19 protein-coding genes and 3 tRNA genes are annotated in these 15,889 nt (G+C 43.0%); 10 read left to right on the top strand and 12 right to left on the bottom strand.

All coding sequences use genetic code 11. The features are described 5' to 3' along the window. Positions 1-3: 3 nt before the first annotated feature. The 7 genes from WC715_04585 to WC715_04555 are packed head-to-tail and all read left to right on the top strand — an operon-like array spanning position 4 to position 5,573. A complete protein-coding gene (locus WC715_04585; GenBank protein MFA6171694.1) occupies positions 4-1,146 on the top strand; it encodes an adenine-specific methyltransferase EcoRI family protein in 1,143 nt (380 codons plus the stop codon). A gap of 25 nt (positions 1,147-1,171) precedes the next feature. Beyond that, positions 1,172-1,768: a hypothetical protein gene (locus tag WC715_04580; GenBank protein ID MFA6171693.1), complete on the top strand. Its 597-nt coding sequence runs from the start codon at positions 1,172-1,174 to the stop codon at positions 1,766-1,768. 1 nt (position 1,769) lies between these two features. Next, positions 1,770-2,582 carry a hypothetical protein gene (locus WC715_04575; protein MFA6171692.1) on the top strand — a complete coding sequence of 271 codons (813 nt, stop codon included), beginning with the start codon at positions 1,770-1,772 and terminating at the stop codon, positions 2,580-2,582. An 18-nt stretch (positions 2,583-2,600) separates the two neighbouring features. Beyond that, complete coding sequence (locus tag WC715_04570) at positions 2,601-3,203, top strand: GIY-YIG nuclease family protein (GenBank protein MFA6171691.1); 603 nt, start codon at positions 2,601-2,603, stop codon at positions 3,201-3,203. Between the two features lie 8 nt (positions 3,204-3,211). Beyond that, entirely contained in the window at positions 3,212-4,159 is a 948-nt protein-coding gene (gene rhuM, locus WC715_04565; GenBank protein ID MFA6171690.1) for a RhuM family protein, read from the top strand. Positions 4,160-4,172: 13 nt separating this feature from the next. After that, complete coding sequence (locus tag WC715_04560) at positions 4,173-4,376, top strand: hypothetical protein (GenBank protein ID MFA6171689.1); 204 nt, start codon at positions 4,173-4,175, stop codon at positions 4,374-4,376. Positions 4,377-4,403: 27 nt separating this feature from the next. Continuing rightward, complete coding sequence (locus tag WC715_04555; protein ID MFA6171688.1) at positions 4,404-5,573, top strand: DUF262 domain-containing protein; 1,170 nt, start codon at positions 4,404-4,406, stop codon at positions 5,571-5,573. 19 nt (positions 5,574-5,592) lie between these two features. Here the strand turns inward: WC715_04555 and WC715_04550 are convergent, their stop codons facing one another. The 8 genes from WC715_04550 to WC715_04515 form a co-directional block, all read right to left on the bottom strand. Continuing rightward, positions 5,593-6,906, bottom strand: a complete 1,314-nt coding sequence (locus WC715_04550; protein MFA6171687.1) for a pitrilysin family protein — start codon at positions 6,904-6,906, stop codon at positions 5,593-5,595. Positions 6,907-6,943: 37 nt separating this feature from the next. Continuing rightward, positions 6,944-7,291: a riboflavin kinase gene (locus tag WC715_04545; GenBank protein ID MFA6171686.1), complete on the bottom strand. Its 348-nt coding sequence runs from the start codon at positions 7,289-7,291 to the stop codon at positions 6,944-6,946. Positions 7,292-7,346: 55 nt separating this feature from the next. After that, positions 7,347-7,925: a hypothetical protein gene (locus WC715_04540; GenBank protein ID MFA6171685.1), complete on the bottom strand. Its 579-nt coding sequence runs from the start codon at positions 7,923-7,925 to the stop codon at positions 7,347-7,349. A 2-nt stretch (positions 7,926-7,927) separates the two neighbouring features. Next, positions 7,928-8,833, bottom strand: coding sequence for a hypothetical protein (locus WC715_04535; GenBank protein ID MFA6171684.1), 906 nt, complete (start codon positions 8,831-8,833; stop codon positions 7,928-7,930). Positions 8,834-8,890: 57 nt separating this feature from the next. Beyond that, positions 8,891-10,246 (bottom strand): tRNA (N(6)-L-threonylcarbamoyladenosine(37)-C(2))-methylthiotransferase MtaB, encoded by a 1,356-nt coding sequence (mtaB, locus tag WC715_04530; protein ID MFA6171683.1) that lies wholly within the window; start codon positions 10,244-10,246, stop codon positions 8,891-8,893. A gap of 149 nt (positions 10,247-10,395) precedes the next feature. Then, positions 10,396-10,770, bottom strand: coding sequence for a hypothetical protein (locus WC715_04525; protein ID MFA6171682.1), 375 nt, complete (start codon positions 10,768-10,770; stop codon positions 10,396-10,398). A gap of 163 nt (positions 10,771-10,933) precedes the next feature. Then, positions 10,934-11,008: transfer RNA gene (locus WC715_04520), tRNA-Thr, on the bottom strand. Positions 11,009-11,032: 24 nt separating this feature from the next. Further along, positions 11,033-11,105 (bottom strand) — tRNA-Lys (locus WC715_04515). A gap of 290 nt (positions 11,106-11,395) precedes the next feature. On the opposite strand from WC715_04515, the gene dnaB reads away from it, so the two are divergent. From dnaB to recR, 3 genes are read left to right on the top strand one after another with little or no spacing between them, the layout of a single operon-like run. Beyond that, positions 11,396-12,787, top strand: coding sequence for a replicative DNA helicase (gene dnaB / locus WC715_04510; protein MFA6171681.1), 1,392 nt, complete (start codon positions 11,396-11,398; stop codon positions 12,785-12,787). 26 nt (positions 12,788-12,813) lie between these two features. Beyond that, positions 12,814-13,086: a YbaB/EbfC family nucleoid-associated protein gene (locus tag WC715_04505; protein MFA6171680.1), complete on the top strand. Its 273-nt coding sequence runs from the start codon at positions 12,814-12,816 to the stop codon at positions 13,084-13,086. Between the two features lie 38 nt (positions 13,087-13,124). Then, positions 13,125-13,727 (top strand): recombination mediator RecR, encoded by a 603-nt coding sequence (recR, locus tag WC715_04500; GenBank protein ID MFA6171679.1) that lies wholly within the window; start codon positions 13,125-13,127, stop codon positions 13,725-13,727. 106 nt (positions 13,728-13,833) lie between these two features. Here the strand turns inward: recR and rplU are convergent, their stop codons facing one another. The 4 genes from rplU to WC715_04480 all read right to left on the bottom strand — a co-directional run bounded on the left by rplU (position 13,834) and on the right by WC715_04480 (position 15,850). Next, positions 13,834-14,148 carry a 50S ribosomal protein L21 gene (rplU, locus tag WC715_04495; protein ID MFA6171678.1) on the bottom strand — a complete coding sequence of 105 codons (315 nt, stop codon included), beginning with the start codon at positions 14,146-14,148 and terminating at the stop codon, positions 13,834-13,836. 124 nt (positions 14,149-14,272) lie between these two features. Beyond that, positions 14,273-14,584 (bottom strand): DUF5661 family protein, encoded by a 312-nt coding sequence (locus WC715_04490; protein ID MFA6171677.1) that lies wholly within the window; start codon positions 14,582-14,584, stop codon positions 14,273-14,275. Between the two features lie 25 nt (positions 14,585-14,609). Continuing rightward, positions 14,610-14,680, bottom strand: a tRNA-Pro gene (locus WC715_04485). Positions 14,681-15,181: 501 nt separating this feature from the next. After that, complete coding sequence (locus tag WC715_04480; protein MFA6171676.1) at positions 15,182-15,850, bottom strand: hypothetical protein; 669 nt, start codon at positions 15,848-15,850, stop codon at positions 15,182-15,184. Between the last annotated feature and the right edge of the window lie 39 nt (positions 15,851-15,889).

Genomic DNA, 15,889 nt, shown 5'->3' with positions numbered 1-15,889 from the left:
AATATGGCAAACAGCAATCTTACGAACGCAAAAAGGGCAAAAAATGACGAGTTTTATACCCAGTACGGCGATATTCAGAAAGAAATTGAAGCGTATCTGGAATTTAACCCCAATGCATTCCGCGGCAAGGCGGTGTATTGCAATTGCGACGATCCGTATGAGAGCAATTTTTTTCGCTATTTCGTGCTCAATTTCAATAAACTCGGATTAAAACAGCTTATCACTACCAGCTACAAGCCCTCGCCCGTAGCCAACACGCAACTAGAGTTGTTTGGCGATAATAAATCTCTCCCAAAATCAAAAGGCCGCCCCAAGATAACCGCCAACAAATTTATTATCAATGAAGTGCATGACTTAGACGGCGATGGCGAATTCAACCTAAAGGATGTTGCCAAGCAGTTAAAGGCAAATAAGCATAACGAATGGACTCCGCTTAATGAAGATGGCGATTTCAGAAGTCCCGAGTGCGTAGAATTACTAAAACAATCCGACATTGTAGTAACCAATCCCCCGTTCAGCCTTTTCCGCGAATACGTCAAACAGCTTTTTGAGTACAATAAAAAGTTCGTGATTATCGGCAACATGAACGCTATAACGTATAAGGAAGTTTTTCCAAAAATTAAGGAAAACAAGATGTGGCTTGGCGCGACTGGCAACGGGAGTGATATGGTCTTTGCCGTGCCGAATGGTTTTGAGATTGCGGAGAGTGATAGGCTAAAAGCGGCTAGGCTAGGGTATGTTGGCAACTATACAAGACTCGGGAATTCCTGCTGGTTTACCCGCCTTGACCACGGGCGCCGCCACAGAGCTTTGCCGCTCATGACCATGGAAGAAAATTTAAAATACAGCAGGCACAAAGAAATTAAAGGCAAAAAGGCGTATGATAAATATGATAATTACAACGCCATAGAAGTTCCCTTCACCGATGCCATCCCTAGCGATTATGACGGCGTAATGGGCGTGCCGATCAGTTTCTTAGATAAATACAATCCGGAGCAGTTTGAGATTTTAGGAGCCACTGAAAGTGAAGGTAGAGGTTTTTCAAATGGATTATGGGACGAAAAAAGCAAAGTATCGCAGCCGTTGATAAATAGCGAAAGGGCGTACAAGAGAATTTTTATTGGGCATAAGAAAGTTGGGAAATAAGTTTATAATTTAATTTAAAAAATGTATGTCTGAGCAAAAAAAATCATTTGAAGACCTCGACGCAGTAAAAATCTTAGTTGAGTCTTTAGAAAAATTTAACGATGAAGAAAGAATGAGAATCATTAAATGGGCTTGTGAAAGAATGGGCATGAAAAATGCTCCAAGTATTAAAGATGTAGGTTATTCTCTTGGTGTATCTGAAACTACTAGTCAAATTCAGCCCGATCAATCTATCACCAAAAGCAGAGGAGTTGATATTAAAAGATTTGTTAATGAAAAAAATCCAAGCAGTGACGCTCAATTTGTGGCAGTGGTGGCTTATTATTTTAAATTTGAAGCCCCAGAAGACCAAAAAAAAGAGTTTATTATTAGTGAAGATTTAAATGAAGCTGCTCGTTTGTCTGATAGGAGCCGATTTCAGAAGCCTGCGGCAACATTGAACAACGTTTATAATAAATCAGGTTATCTTGATAGGGTTGATTCTGGAAAATATAAATTAAATACGGTTGGAGAAAATTTAGTGGCAATGGTTTTACCTGACAATAATGACGGAAGAGTAGTTAAAAAGAAAAAGAGAAACCGTATAGAAAAAAAAGTGACCAAGAAAAAAAGTAAAAAGTAATATGCACGAAAATATTTCATTTATAGATAAAGCTATTATTGAATTAGAAAGTCTGAAAAAGATTTTAAATAAGAAGAAAATCGATCAAGTCAATTCTATTGATGAAAAAGATTTAATCAAGGCTACTTCTTATTCTTGGATTAAATTTTATCAGCCCAAACTTTCTATTTTTTTTAACGATTCTACTGATATCTCTAAAATTCATGATTCTTATTGTAGACTATTAGATTTTTCGGATAAGAGGACAAAGAGAGCTATTTATAAAAATATTATCAACAAATTAAAAAATGATTTGATTAAACTGAGGTCAATAATCATTAAAAAAATTATATCTGGCGAAATTGTTTATAATGATTCAAGTGTTATGCCTGATTTTTCAATTTTAATTTCTGATAAAGCGATGATTAGTATAATACAGAAAAGATGGGCAGAGATAGAAAATTGTTTAAAATGCGAGGCTCCTCTCGCATCAACTGTCATGATGGGTGGCTTGATAGAATCAGTGTTGATAGCAAAAATTAATAAGTTTGATGATAAATCTGTTCTTTTTAAACAAAAGTCAACCCCTAAAGACTATAAAACGAATAGGCCAAAACAGCTAGGAGAATGGATGCTTAAGGATTATATTGATGTTTTGAGTGAGATAAAAGTTATTACAAAGCCTTCAGCAGATTTTAGCCGCCTTATTAGAGACTATAGAAATTATATACATCCAGAAAAGGAATTGAGAATGGGCGAAAGTATAGTAATTGGTGATGCAAAATTATTTTGGACTACGACTACTAACTTAATTAAACAGATACTTGATAAATAGTATTTTAAAATAAACAACATGAAAGGAGCAATTTACATAATGACAACCGCGGTTTCCGGTTTAATAAAAATCGGAAAAACCGGCACTGCTAATTATCAGGAACGGATGCGGAATCTTGAAGCCAACGGTTATTATAATGTCGCCGGATTAAAAAGATTTTTTGCGATGGAGCTTGAGGATTACGCTGATAAAGAGTCGCTACTGCATGATATTTTTAATAAGCACCGGGTCGGCGAGAGTGAATTATTCGCGCTTGACCAGGAATTGATCCGACAATTATTGCTTTCTTTTAAGGGTAAAATTATTTATCCTGAAAATGTTGACCAAGAAAAAGAGTTTGACGAGGTGTCAAAAGTAAGAGAAGAGAGCAGGCTGTTCACTTTTTACAGAAAAGGAATAAAAAATGGAGAAATAGTTGTTTTTAAAGACGATGAAAATATATCGGCAAAAGTTGTTGGTGAGCGCGAAGTAGAATATGAAGGCCAGGTCTGGAAATTGTCGCCGCTTGCCTATAAGCTTTATGAGCAACGAAAAGAATTAAACGCAAGCGGAGCTTATGCCGGCGCAGATTATTTTAAATACAAAGGGACAAAACTAAGAGATTTGCCTGATGTTAAGTAATGCGGCCTATGAGCGATCAAGATAAAAATAACCAGATCATTATCTATAACGCCGAAGACGGCGAAACGAAAGTCGAGGTGGTGATGAGAAATGAGACAGTTTGGCTTTCGCAAAAGCAGATGGCGGAGCTTTTTGATTGTTCAACAGATAACATCAGTTTACACCTAAAAAATGTCTTTAAAGAGGCTGAACTAAGAGAAAATTCAGTTACCGAGGAATACTCGGTAACTGCTTCTGATGGCAAGAATTATGTCACAAAACATTATAACCTTGATGCCATAATTTCCGTAGGATATCGAATAAATTCTTTGCGCGGCACCCAATTTCGTATATGGGCTACTCAAAAATTGAAAGAATACATAGTCAAAGGTTTTGTGATGGATGATGAACGCTTGGCGGAAGGCCGGGTGAAGAAAACCTATTTTGAAGAGTGGGAAGAACGGATCAGGAGGATCAGGACTTCCGAGGCAAATTTTTATCAAAAAGTCCGGGACGTTTTTGCTACCAGCGCCGATTATAATCCCAAAACTAATTACGCGAAATTATTTTATGCCACTGTGCAAAATAAATTCCATTATGCCATTACCGGACTTACGGCGGCGGAAATTGTCAGCAGCCGGATTGATAATAAAAAAGAAAATCTGGGGCTTACCAACTGGAAAGGAAAAATCATTAATAGAGAGCAAGCGCAAATCGCTAAAAATTATTTAGAGGAATTGGAACTAAAAAGGTTAAATTTGTTGGTGGAACAATTTTTGTCTTTTGCCGAGCTTCAAAGCGTGGAACAAAGATTGATGTATATGAAAGATTGGATTGGCAAACTGGATAGTTTCTTGGTTTTGAACGATAAAAAAATATTGCAAAGTTCCGGCAATGTTTCACATTTGGAAATGGAAAAAAAGGTAAGAAAAGAATTGGAAAAATATAATCAAAAAAGGCTGGAAAGCAAAAAATAGTATAAAAACCCCTATGCAAAAACCAATTATTGATGCTGAAGCATTTATAAAATTCTTTGAAAAAACTACAGGCACAAAGTTCGTGGATGCTGAAACAGGTCAACCGGCTCTTGACATCCTTGCTGAGAAAAAGGGTGAAAAGAAGTCAGATTACGATCTGTGGCTTGAGCAACAAGACGAGGATGTGAGATTAGAACAAAAAATGGGGGTTTTGTGATAAAGAGTTAATAAAAATTTCAATATTATGAAAACAACTTTAAAAACCAACATTACCGTCAAAGATATTTGCAACGGATTTGTCTATAACGAACTTGAGGGCAAAGGGTTATTTGGTTTGTCCGGCAAGCTTACTATTCAGCCGGAGTATCAGCGCAACTATATCTATGCCTCCGACGGCGGCAAAAGAGAGGTTGCCGTTATTGAATCTCTGCTTAAAAGCTACCCAATCGGCCTGATTTATTTTAATAAAGTTTCTCTAAACAACCTGGAAGTTTTGGACGGGCAGCAGCGCATCACCAGCGTTGGGCGTTTTGTAACTGACAAATTCGCTATCAAAGACGAAAACGGCATGGAGCAGTATTTTAGCGGCATGGCAAAAGACAAGAAAGCCAAAATTTGGGAAACTAGACTGCTCATTTATGAATGCGAAGGCACCGAAAGCGAGATAAAAGAATGGTTTAGAACGATCAATATCGCGGGAGTGCCATTAAATAATCAGGAACTGCTTAACGCGGTGTATTCTGGACCATTTGTAACACTAGGCAAAGAGGAGTTTAGCAACAGCCAAAACTCAAATATCCAAAAATGGAGCGCGTATGTATCGGGCAGCGCTAACAGGCAGGATTTTTTGGAACGCGCGCTGGATTGGGTAAGCAAAGGCAATATCGGAGACTATATGAGCAGTCATCGTTTTGATAAAAATATTACCGAGCTGAAAAGGTATTTTTGCAGTGTGATTGATTGGGTTTCCGGCGTATTTATTGATGTGGAAAGCGAGATGCGCGGACTGGAGTGGGGACGGCTGTATGAGGCATACCATAAAAAATCATACAATCCGAAAAAGGTTTCGGAAGAAGTACGTGAACTTTATGGCGACCCGTATATAAAAAACCGCAAAGGAATTTTTGAATATATTTTAGGAGGCTCTGTTGACGCGAAATTGCTTGACGTTAGAGTTTTTGACGATGCGACCAAAAAGGCGGTTTATACTGCGCAAACCGCCAAGGCAGAGAAAAAAGGCGAATCAAACTGCCAGCATTGCGCTCTTGGACATGATGCCGGTAAGAATAAGATTTGGAGTTTTGCTGAAATGGATGCCGATCATGTAGCGGCGTGGAGTAAGGGTGGAGCGACGTCGGCCAAAAATTGTCAGATGTTATGCAAGACTCATAATAGAGCAAAAGGAAATCGGTAACAAGACGACTGCGCAAATCCTAAAATCTAAGTAGCTTCGCGAACATTTTTTCTTGCGTTTTATAAGGCCCGATTATGGCTAAATTTAGCCTTGAATTATCAAAAATTCTTCCGGCCAGTTCGCGGATATCTTTCGGGCTGACCTGGTCGATTTTTTTAAAGAAGTCTTCGGGAATCAGGATTTCCTTTTTTAAGTCCGGCGCGGTTTTTTCCAGCTTGGCTTTTTCTAAAGCCATAATCGCCTGCCGGCCGTACCAGCTCGCGATACTGTCCGAGGATTCGAATTGCAAAGACATCCGCCCCCGGATCAGGTCCTTTATCCTTTTTAATTCTACGGGGCCGACCAGCTCGCGCGCCAGTTTTTTGAACTCCCGCAAAATTATCTCAATTGACTCTTCAATTTTTTCCACCTGGACTCCGGCGCTTGCCGCGAAATATCCGCTGTCAGTATAAAATTCGCTCTGGGCCCGGACGTAGTAAGCCAGCCCGCGCTTTTCCCTTAACTCGGTAAAAAGCCGCGATCCCATTGATCCGCCCAAAATTATCGCGAGCACCCGCAGGGCGAATTCGTTTCTTTCACCGTACGGAAAAGCGCGGACGCCGAGCATAAGATGCGCCTGGTCGGTTTTTTTAAAACTGATTTTTGCCTGCGGAGCGGCCTGCGCCTCAACCACTGCCGCTTTATCTTCAGGTCGGGCTTTGCCGATTCCGGAAAAATGCTTTTCCGCGAGTTTAATAATTTCCTTCTCATTAATATTTCCCGCTACGCTGACGATCATGTTTTCCGCGCCGTACTGCGAGGAAACATATTTCAAAAAATCTTCCCGCCTAAGCCCGGCAATGGTTTTTTTAGTCCCGATAATTTGCCAGCCGGCCGGCGTGTCGCCGTACAATCCCTCTTCAAAGACATCGTCAATATGCATGATCGGATTGTCAACGTACATGTTAAGCTCTTCGATAATCACGCCTTTTTCCCTTTCAATTTCCTGGGCTTCGTATTTTGAATTCTTGATCAGGTCGCTTAATATTTCTACCGCCGCGTCCAATTTTTGGATATTCACCTTAACCCAATAGCCGGTATATTCTTTAGTGGTAAAAGCGTTATTTTCGCTCCCGAGCGAATCAAAGGCATTGGCAATATCAATAGCCCGCGGCCGCTTTTTCGTCCCTTTGAAAAACATGTGCTCAAGAAAATGGGAAATTCCGCTATTTTCCCGGTTTTCGAATTTCGAGCCGGTAGCGACCATAATTAAAACCGTCGCCGTCTGGGTCCCTTTGACCGGCGAAGTAATTACCCTTAGTCCGTTGGCTAAAGTGTGTATTTTATAAGTCATAGACGTCCTATATTAAGCCTGAAGCATTAAGCTTAAATTAATCCATTTTTATCGCCCCAAGGTCTTTTTTTACCTGGTCGATTAAATCTTTCTCGCTATTAAAATCTATGGCTTCCCTTAGTTTTTTACCCAAAATTACCTCAATCTCGGAGCCATAGATATCGCCGTCAAAATCGAAAATATTGGCTTCCAGCAGGTCTTTCGCTTTCGGTATAAATATCGCCGCCTTATATTCCTTCGAACCGATTGCCACCCGGCCATAATAGACGCCGCTCCCTATTTTTTCTTCCAGTTCCGGCAGGGCGATATTAGCGGTCGGGAAGCCAAAGGCCTTCCCTTTGCCTTTCCCCTTAACAACTTTTCCTTTAATTTTTATCGTCTTCATATTAAAAATGAGGGATATCCCCCATAATCCTTACCATTACGAGGCGAGACAAATCCTACTTCTCGTATTCCAAAATCGCCTGCAAGACTTTCGAATCTTCAGCCAAAGGCTCCATATAAATAATCTGCGAACGGACGACGTTTAGGCTGCCGGTCGGGCCGTGGGTTTCTTTTCCGCGCTTAACCAGCTTCAGGTTGGCGGTTTCATCCACTTCCTTTTTAACGTCCTGGGCTTGCTCGTAGTTATAATATACGTTTTCGATTACTACCGGATCGGATTTGGTATCTTTTATTTGGCCGTAGAAAATTTCGCCGTCCACCAGCTTTACCGCGTTCCAGTTGCTCCCCTTCGGTAAATTTGCTTCAGGCTTTGAGGCCGTATTTGAACCGCGGAAAAATAAAAACCATATTCCGGCTCCAACCAGGATTACGGCAAAAACAATCAAAATATATCTAAAAGCCGGATTGGCTTCCTTTGGCGCCCGGGGAACGGAAATCTTTTGCAGTTCTTTTTTTCTTGCCTCCCCTTCCCGCCCGTAAACTTTTTCAAAATCAGACTCCTTGGGCTTGGAATTTTTTTTCTTCCTTTCCGCCTCTTCCCTTAAATCGACGGTTTGTGAAAAATTGTCTGGCATATTTACTCTGTATTATTCTGCGGCAAATTAATTACCTGGACTTCTTGCGTCTGGGAATCGGTACTGCCGCCGGTATTACCGCCCGCGCCCGCGCCGGGAGTATCCGCGCCGATTCCCGCTGATCCGCTCGAACCGCCCCCAGCATTAGCGCCGTCGCTTCCGGCATTATCGCCAGCGGCCGGAGGATTTACCGAATCAGCCGGCCCGGAAGTATTGCCGCTTTCCGCCGGAGGATTTGCCTGGCCGCCGTTATGCTCGGCTACGTAATTTAAATATACTTGCGTTAAATTATCAGAACCGGAACCGCCGTCTATATTTCGTTCAATTTGCGCTGTCAACGCCGGGTCAGTGGCCGGAGTCGGTAATTCTACTTTTTTTACCGGTTCGTAATTTGGCAAGATATTGCCGGCCAGGTTCAAAGTCTTCCCGATTAAGCCGGTATATTCGGTTACCTGGATCCGCTTTTCCTCTCCTTTTTTTATCGCCTCATCTTTAGCTTCTTTTAATTCCTTTAGCCTTTTTTCCTGGATATCTTTCAATTCCCCGCTTAAATAATTTCCAAGATCTTCAGGAATATTTTTGGAGACTTTTATCGCCCCTTCCCGCATCTGGTATTGCCAGGCGCTGTTTACGACCGCGATATCCAGAAAAGTAAAATTAACGTAGTAATATTTTTCGTCGCCCTCGATTTTTTCGATTTTAAAATCAAACTTATGCTTGTCCAGATCGGCAGCAAGCAAAAGCTTATTGTCGACGCCCTGGATTGCCGTCTGTTTCTTTCCAACAGCGTCTCTTCCGGGCTCGCTAGCGAAAACCGCTCCGCCAAAAAGTAAAATCACCGCGATAATAACGATAGCGGCATTATTGTATTTCAAAAAATGGCTAATTTGGCGTCCAAAATTGGGCATATCTGGCTAGGTATCCTAAAATCGCTTATGTAGCTATATTTTACCATAAGCCCATTTTTATTTCCAATACTTAACCTTTGCGATTTTTCCGGCAAGCCTCTTAGAGTCAATTTTCACCGCGTCCGGTATATTTTTCTCCGTGAATACAACGTCAAAATAGTATTCAGTTTTTCCTAAGAGCCACTCCCCTTTCCGCTTATTTTCAATAACGACAAAAAGGCTTCGCCCCCTAAACTTATTTTTATAATCCAGAGCCATTTTTTCGCCCAGAGATTTTAATTTGGCGGCCCGCTCGCTTTTTATTTCTTCAGGCACGCGGAAAGGCAGTCTCGCGGCCGGGGTTTTTTCGTGGGCCGAAAAAGGAAAAACATGCAATCGGCTGAATTTCATCTCCCGAATAAAATTATATGTCTCTTTAAAATCTTTTTCGGTTTCTCCCGGAAAGCCGGTAATCACATCCGTTGTCAGCGCTATATCCGGTAATTTTTTCCTTATGGCTCTCGCTCGCTTCCTGAAATAAGCCGCGGCATAAGGCCGGTTCATTAACTTTAAAATTTTATCCGAGCCGGATTGCAAAGGTATGTGCAAATGCCGGCAAATTTTTGCCCCGCTCTTTTTCGCGTCAGCCTGCCTGGTGTAATCGGCCATTAGCTTTATAAGCTCATCGCTCACTTCCGTAATCTCAATTGAACTTAGCCTCACTCTACCCAAGTTTTTTATCTCTGCCGCCTTTTTCAGTAATCCCGCCAGATTCACGTTTCTCGTCCTGCCTCCTGTTCCCAATTTTTTATTTTTAAAATCTTTTCCATAAAGCCCGAGATGGATTCCGCATAATACCACTTCACGATAGCCCTTCTCCACTGCTGTTTTAATTTCCTCTAGAACTTCATCCATTAACCGGCTTTTCATTTTTCCCCGGGCATAAGGAATTATGCAATAGGAGCAAAATTGCTCGCAGCCGTCCTGAATTTTAATCGAGTATCTCGCCCGATCGTTAGCGCTTATAACCTTCGTGCACGGCATTACTTCGTCATCCTTAACCGGGCCACCGCCATCCGCCTTGTTTCTGCTTCCCATATCTCTGCCGCTAAATCCGCTTATTTTCTCCAGTTCTTTTTCGTTTCTTACGACTACCACGCTTTTCTCGTTTCCATAACCCGCCTCCTTATAAACTTTTGGCCAGCAGCCGGTAATAATAATCCGCGCCTTAGGGTTCTCTTTCCTGGCTTTAACAACCATCTTTCTGCCCTTCCGTATCGCCGTTTGCGTAACCGCACAGGTATTTACGATTGCTAGGCTCGCGTTATTTTTTACCAATAGAAAGCCCGCCGCCTTTAATTTTCCGGCCAGGACGCCAGAATCATACTGGTTAACTTTACAGCCGAGGGTGTAGATTTTAAATTTTTTTGCCATGTTTCGCGCAGACAAACCAAATTAATTTACATTTTAAAAAACTCCAGAAAAAAGGGCCGCATTGTACTGCCGGCCCCTGTGTTGTCAAAGAGCATTTAAATCGCCCGCACTCTTGATCTTAATAATTAGCTGATCAAGCCTTTTCAGAGTCAAGTTTTCGCGCGAGAACCAAACTCTTTCATTGGAAGGGACTTTTCCAGGCTATACATAGCGCTTTTAGATATGCTATAGCGTACCCGCCTCGAAGCGCCGCCTTCAGCCACTTCCAAACTTACATACTTCTCTTTGTCGAGGCACCTTTTTCCGTAGTCCAGCGGGGCCCAGCTCTGAAAGTAGCTGACCGGGACGGTCTTTCCGCTAGCCAAGGTTATGACCAAAATTCCTTTGGCGTCCCAGTCAATCGCACGGATTTCGTGATCATCCGCCCACGCTTTCTCACGCCTCTTATTTTCCTTCGCGATTATGCGGTACCGGCGGATGAAGAAAAGAAATATAACGACACCGGCAAACAAAAGAGCCAACATACCCAGCAATCTCCAATCAACGGACATGGCTTCCTCCTAGGTCAAGAAGTGAATAGCTCTGGATCCGGCCAACCACGGAACGCAAATTTATTTCGACAGACTGATTAACCAGCCTGACATAGCCAAGAGCATGGGAATGTTGTAAAAGTACAGACTTATTTTTTGGAGCCGAAAGTCGGACTCGAACCGACAACCTACCGCTTACAAGGCGGTTGCTCTACCATTGAGCTATTTCGGCAAATTGATAGAAAATAGATAATTGTACGCCGTACAGGACTCGAACCAGTGACCTTCTGCTTAAAAGGCAGTTGCTCTACCAACTGAGCTAACGGCGCATGTTGCATTGCTAACCGTCTGCCAACTTATGGCTAACGGCGCAAAACTAAAAACAATTCTGCTTAGCGCAGAGATTATTTAGTATAATAACAAATTGCCGCAAATTTTGCAATACGCGCCTCCACAGCCAATTGTTCGGTCTAGCTTTAAAATTCGGCTCTTTTAGCCCGCCCTTTCCCTGTGCATAACTAGTGAAAAACTCGTGGAAAACTTGAGCTTTTCAAAGCCGAAGAAACAGTGTAGTATGAACTTATCAATCACGCTTTAAAAATTCATTAATCCCCAGCTTATGACCGTGCCCCAAGTCGCCGAAAAAATGCCACCGCAAAATTTGGAAGCCGAAGAATCGCTTTTAGGCTGTCTTTTGATTGATAAAGACGCGATTATTAAGGTGGCCGACATCGTCTTTGATAAGGATTTCTATAAGGAAAGCCACGAACTGATCTACAGCTCGATGAAAGAATTGTTTAGCCGGCGCGAACCGATTGATATCTTAAGCTTAACCAACCGCCTGGAAGAAAAAGGCGCGCTGGCGCAAATCGGCGGCCGGACTTATCTTGCCCACTTGTCGACTATTGTCGCCACCTCATCGCACATCGTCCATTACGCCCAAATCGTCCATCGCAAAGCTACGCTCCGGCGCTTAATCGAAACCGCCGCCCAAATCGGCGAGATGGGCTATAATGAAGAGGAGGATTTAGAAAAACTCCTGGACGAAGCCGAGCAGAAAATTTTCTCGGTTTCCCAAAAATTCGTAAAAAATATTTTTATCCCCATCGATTCCCTTTTGACCGAAGCTTTTGACCGGATTGACGAATTGCATAAGCAGTCGGGAAAATTGCGAGGACTCGCGACCGGCTACTATGAGCTGGATGAAATGATGGCCGGCCTGCAAAAGTCCGATTTGATAATCATCGCCGCCCGGCCTTCGGTCGGAAAAACATCCTTGGCGCTTGATATCGCCCGCCAGACGGCGGTAAAAGTGAAAGCGTCAGTCGGCTTGTTTTCTCTGGAAATGTCTAAAGAGCAGTTAGTCGACCGGATGCTTTGCGCCCAAGCCGGCGTCAGCCTCTGGAAAATGCGAACCGGAAAATTATCGGACAAGGAAGAAGACAACGATTTTATGCGGATTGGCGACGCTATGGGCCAATTATCCGAAGCGCCGATTTTCATAGACGATTCCCCCAGCTGTTCAATCATGGAAATAAGAACCAAGGCCCGGCGCCTGCAGATTGAAAAAGGACTGGATCTTCTAATAATTGATTACTTGCAGCTGATGGAGGGCCGGGGAAAATACGGCGACAACCGCGTCCAGGAAATTTCAGAAATTACCCGGGGCTTGAAAGGCATTGCCCGCGAATTGAACATACCGGTGATCGCCCTTTCCCAGCTGTCGCGCGTCGTCGAACAGTCAAAGCCGGCCATCCCTAAATTGTCGCACCTTCGCGAATCCGGCTCGATTGAGCAGGACGCCGATATCGTAATGTTTATCTACCGCAAAGCCGCCGACCGGAATTACCGAATGGAAGATTTAAACGACGACGACCGCTACCGGGCCGAACTCCATATCGCCAAGCATAGAAACGGCCCGACCGGACGCGTTGACATGTATTTTGACGAGCAAACTACCAGCTTTAAAAATTTAGACGCAAAAGTTAACACCGGAGTTCCCCAGTTTTAATTTATCATTACTAATATATAAGCACCATGTTCAACAAACTAAGACAAATCAAAGACTTAAGAAGCCAGGCCAAATCCATCCAAAACGTCCTGTCCCAGGAAACGATTGAATCGGAGAAGGGCGGAATAAAAATCGTTATGAACGGCAATTTGGAAGTCCAATCCGTCAGCATTAACGACGGCATCGCCAAAGAAAGCCAGGAAGGGATATTAAAAGACCTGATAAACGATACGATTAAAAAAACCCAAAAGATCATGGCTAAAAAAATGCAGGAGATGGGCGGACTGCCGGGATTCTAAAGCCAGGCGCCAAAAATAAACCCATCCAGCCAAAGCCGATGAAATATCCAAAAAGCATCGAAAACCTGATCAAGCTTTTTTCAACATTGCCGTCCGTCGGGCCGAAGACCGCGGAACGGTATGTTTTTTATTTATTGAAAAAATCCCCGGAAGAATTGCGCGACTTCGGCAAAGCCCTGGCGCTTTTAAAATCAGAAATTTCCATCTGTAAAAACTGCCTGGCTTTGGTGGAAAAAAATTCCTGCCCGGTTTGCTCCGACCCTCGCCGCGATTCATCGCTTTTATGCGTCGTGGCCGACAACCGCGACATGGCGGCCATCGACTCCACCCGGAATTATAACGGCTATTACCATATCCTAAACGGCGAACTAAATGCTATTGAAGGGATCCGGCCGGAAGATTTGCACATCAAGGCGCTGATTGAAAAACTGCGCGGGAAAAAAATCAAAGAAGTGATCTTGGGCTTAAACCCGAACTTGGACGGCGAAACGACCGCTATGTATCTGACCAAGCTCATTAAGTCCGCTTTTCCCGGCATCAAAGTAACGCGCCTGGCCCGGGGCCTGCCTATGGGCGCCGATATCGAATACGCCGATGAGCTCACTTTGTCGAATTCCTTAAAATACCGAAGCGAGATGTAGTAATTACGGAAATCCGGGGACAGGCTTAAAGACTGCCCAAATTACGTCAACAAATTGCGTCAAAAAACCCGCCTCACTGGGCGGGTCTTTTTTTGAGTTCAAGTTATTAGGCGGCAATATTGGTAATCTCAACTTTAGTAAACTGCTGGCGATGGCCTTTGGTCCGCAGATACCGGATCTTATTTTTATACTTTACCACCGTTATTTTTTTTGATTTCCCGTTCTCTAAAATTTTTCCGGCTACTTTCGCGCCTAACGAAGGTCCGCCGAGGTTTAGGGTTGCCCCGTCTTCGGAAGCGACCATCAGGGTTTCAAAATCAACTTTTGAGTCCTTTTCACCGGCCAGTTTTTCAATCTTTATAATCTGGCCCGGCTTTACTTTATACTGTTTTCCGCCGGTTTTTATTACTGCGATTGTCATAAAAAAATATTGAAATTAAAACAGCCCTGCAATAAGCAAGCGCTAGTTCCTATATTATACATGTTTTTTCTTGCTTGTCAATTCGCTTCCGATCAGCCGGACAAAAGCTGATTTAACTGGCGGATTAATGGCGCCCGCAGCAACAACTACAGCCGCCGCTTTCTTTTTTGTCCCAAAATTCTTCCGCTTCCTTTTCCATCTTTTCCAGCCGCTCGTAATAATCCGGAAATTCCTTCATGTGCGCCAAAGCGATTTTTCCGGTAATAATTTCGTCGTCGTTGGTAACGTTGGTTTGGGCATCTCTTGATCCATGTTCCAGCTCGACGTCCATGCCGGCCCGGAATTGTTCCGGATCAAGCTTATCAAAATCGGCCCCGATTTTTCCGCCCACCCTTTTGGCGTCTTCCAAAGTAAAATGTTTTTTTTCTGAAGTCATAAATTTTATTTAACTAAATAGCCAGTCGGGCTGCGCGGAATCGAACCGCGGCTACATGCACCCCATGCACGCGTACTGCCACTATACGACAGCCCGTTTAAAACACTAAAGCTCCACCAATGGTCCTGTCGCCAAATACGCTTTCGTAGCGAAATTTGAAAATTTTGAAGCGAAAAGTTCAAAAAGCGACGATGTTTACAATAGTAAGCGGAGGAGCTTTTTGGACTTTGCAGCCAAAATTTTCAAATTGCAGTAGAAATGGCATTTGGCGACAGGGCCAGGCCGGTTAAATTTTGGCCTTATTCTAATGGATGCTATCCCGAAACGGGACAGAGGGCCTAAGAATTCATCTCGCAGTAAACAGGACAAAATGCCGATTCACCGCTTAACAATCCTAAAGGCGATTTAATCCTTTGAGCCTATCCCGACTCGCGAACGAGGCGGGAAAACGGCTAGCCAAAATTATACAATTTGATCCAAAATTTATGCCGGCTGGTGAAGCTTTATTGCCCCGCAAACTGCGGGGTATTTTTACTTTAGCACGCCTTTATTAATATTTCAATTAAGGAACGCCTTTATGGCCAGCCGGTTTTTATATCAGTTCTTTTCCAAAATTTCAATGACTTTATCAAAATTTTCAGCGGTAAAATCCGCTTTTTCGATTACCGATTTCCGCGCCGCGTTTTCAGTAAAAGCGATGAACTTATCCGCCGCCCCGGCTTCTTTGATTTCATAATCGGTCCAGCCGTCGCCGATAACGATTTTTTCTCCGGACAGGTTCAAGGCTTTGAGCTGCTTCCATTTGCCGCCGGTCTGGGCCAAAAAATTCTCCTTGTCAAAACCGATTATATTTCCCTCCTTGTCAAAGATGTAGTTATTGGCGCAAACGTTCTCGGGCAAAAGCCCCAGTTTAATAACTATGGGAATTACGTAATCCTTAAAACCGCCGGAAAAAACATAAATATTTTTGGCATGCTCTTTTAAATATCCGCGGTTTTTCCAAAACGACTCGGTTATATGCCCGTGCAAAAGTTTTATGAATTCGTCCAGTTCTTTTTTTCCCGCCTTTACCAGAGCCATCCTTTTTTCAAGCGACTCCCCGAAAGAAAGCTTCCCTTCCATCCCAAGGCGGGTAATTTCGGAAAAATCCCCCATAATTTTTACCTTGTCCGGATTCCCTTTCAGGGTTAAAAAAAACAATTCATCCAGGCATTCGATCTGGACTAAAGTGCTGTCAAAATCGATAATCAAAAATTTTTCTTTCATGATAGAAATGGCTTACATAATTGATTAATGCCCGGAAGG

The sequence above is a fragment of the Patescibacteria group bacterium genome, assembly GCA_041661505.1.
Taxonomy (GTDB): domain Bacteria; phylum Patescibacteriota; class Patescibacteriia; order Patescibacteriales; family JBAZCA01; genus JBAZCA01.
The sequence above is the reverse complement of the archived record's forward strand: the minus strand, read 5'-3'. Positions and strand labels throughout refer to the sequence as shown.

Bases quoted from the DNA above. Each gene is read 5' to 3' on its own strand.
- WC715_04585 (MFA6171694.1), top strand. From the start codon at position 4: ATGGCAAACAGCAATCTTACGAACGCAAAAAGGGCAAAAAATGACGAG.
- WC715_04580 (MFA6171693.1), top strand. From the start codon at position 1,172: ATGTCTGAGCAAAAAAAATCATTTGAAGACCTCGACGCAGTAAAAATC.
- WC715_04575 (MFA6171692.1), top strand. From the start codon at position 1,770: ATGCACGAAAATATTTCATTTATAGATAAAGCTATTATTGAATTAGAA.
- WC715_04570 (MFA6171691.1), top strand. From the start codon at position 2,601: ATGAAAGGAGCAATTTACATAATGACAACCGCGGTTTCCGGTTTAATA.
- rhuM (MFA6171690.1), top strand. From the start codon at position 3,212: ATGAGCGATCAAGATAAAAATAACCAGATCATTATCTATAACGCCGAA.
- WC715_04560 (MFA6171689.1), top strand. From the start codon at position 4,173: ATGCAAAAACCAATTATTGATGCTGAAGCATTTATAAAATTCTTTGAA.
- WC715_04555 (MFA6171688.1), top strand. From the start codon at position 4,404: ATGAAAACAACTTTAAAAACCAACATTACCGTCAAAGATATTTGCAAC.
- WC715_04550 (MFA6171687.1), bottom strand. From the start codon at position 6,906: ATGACTTATAAAATACACACTTTAGCCAACGGACTAAGGGTAATTACT.
- WC715_04545 (MFA6171686.1), bottom strand. From the start codon at position 7,291: ATGAAGACGATAAAAATTAAAGGAAAAGTTGTTAAGGGGAAAGGCAAA.
- WC715_04540 (MFA6171685.1), bottom strand. From the start codon at position 7,925: ATGCCAGACAATTTTTCACAAACCGTCGATTTAAGGGAAGAGGCGGAA.
- WC715_04535 (MFA6171684.1), bottom strand. From the start codon at position 8,833: ATGCCCAATTTTGGACGCCAAATTAGCCATTTTTTGAAATACAATAAT.
- mtaB (MFA6171683.1), bottom strand. From the start codon at position 10,246: ATGGCAAAAAAATTTAAAATCTACACCCTCGGCTGTAAAGTTAACCAG.
- WC715_04525 (MFA6171682.1), bottom strand. From the start codon at position 10,770: ATGTTGGCTCTTTTGTTTGCCGGTGTCGTTATATTTCTTTTCTTCATC.
- dnaB (MFA6171681.1), top strand. From the start codon at position 11,396: ATGACCGTGCCCCAAGTCGCCGAAAAAATGCCACCGCAAAATTTGGAA.
- WC715_04505 (MFA6171680.1), top strand. From the start codon at position 12,814: ATGTTCAACAAACTAAGACAAATCAAAGACTTAAGAAGCCAGGCCAAA.
- recR (MFA6171679.1), top strand. From the start codon at position 13,125: ATGAAATATCCAAAAAGCATCGAAAACCTGATCAAGCTTTTTTCAACA.
- rplU (MFA6171678.1), bottom strand. From the start codon at position 14,148: ATGACAATCGCAGTAATAAAAACCGGCGGAAAACAGTATAAAGTAAAG.
- WC715_04490 (MFA6171677.1), bottom strand. From the start codon at position 14,584: ATGACTTCAGAAAAAAAACATTTTACTTTGGAAGACGCCAAAAGGGTG.
- WC715_04480 (MFA6171676.1), bottom strand. From the start codon at position 15,850: ATGAAAGAAAAATTTTTGATTATCGATTTTGACAGCACTTTAGTCCAG.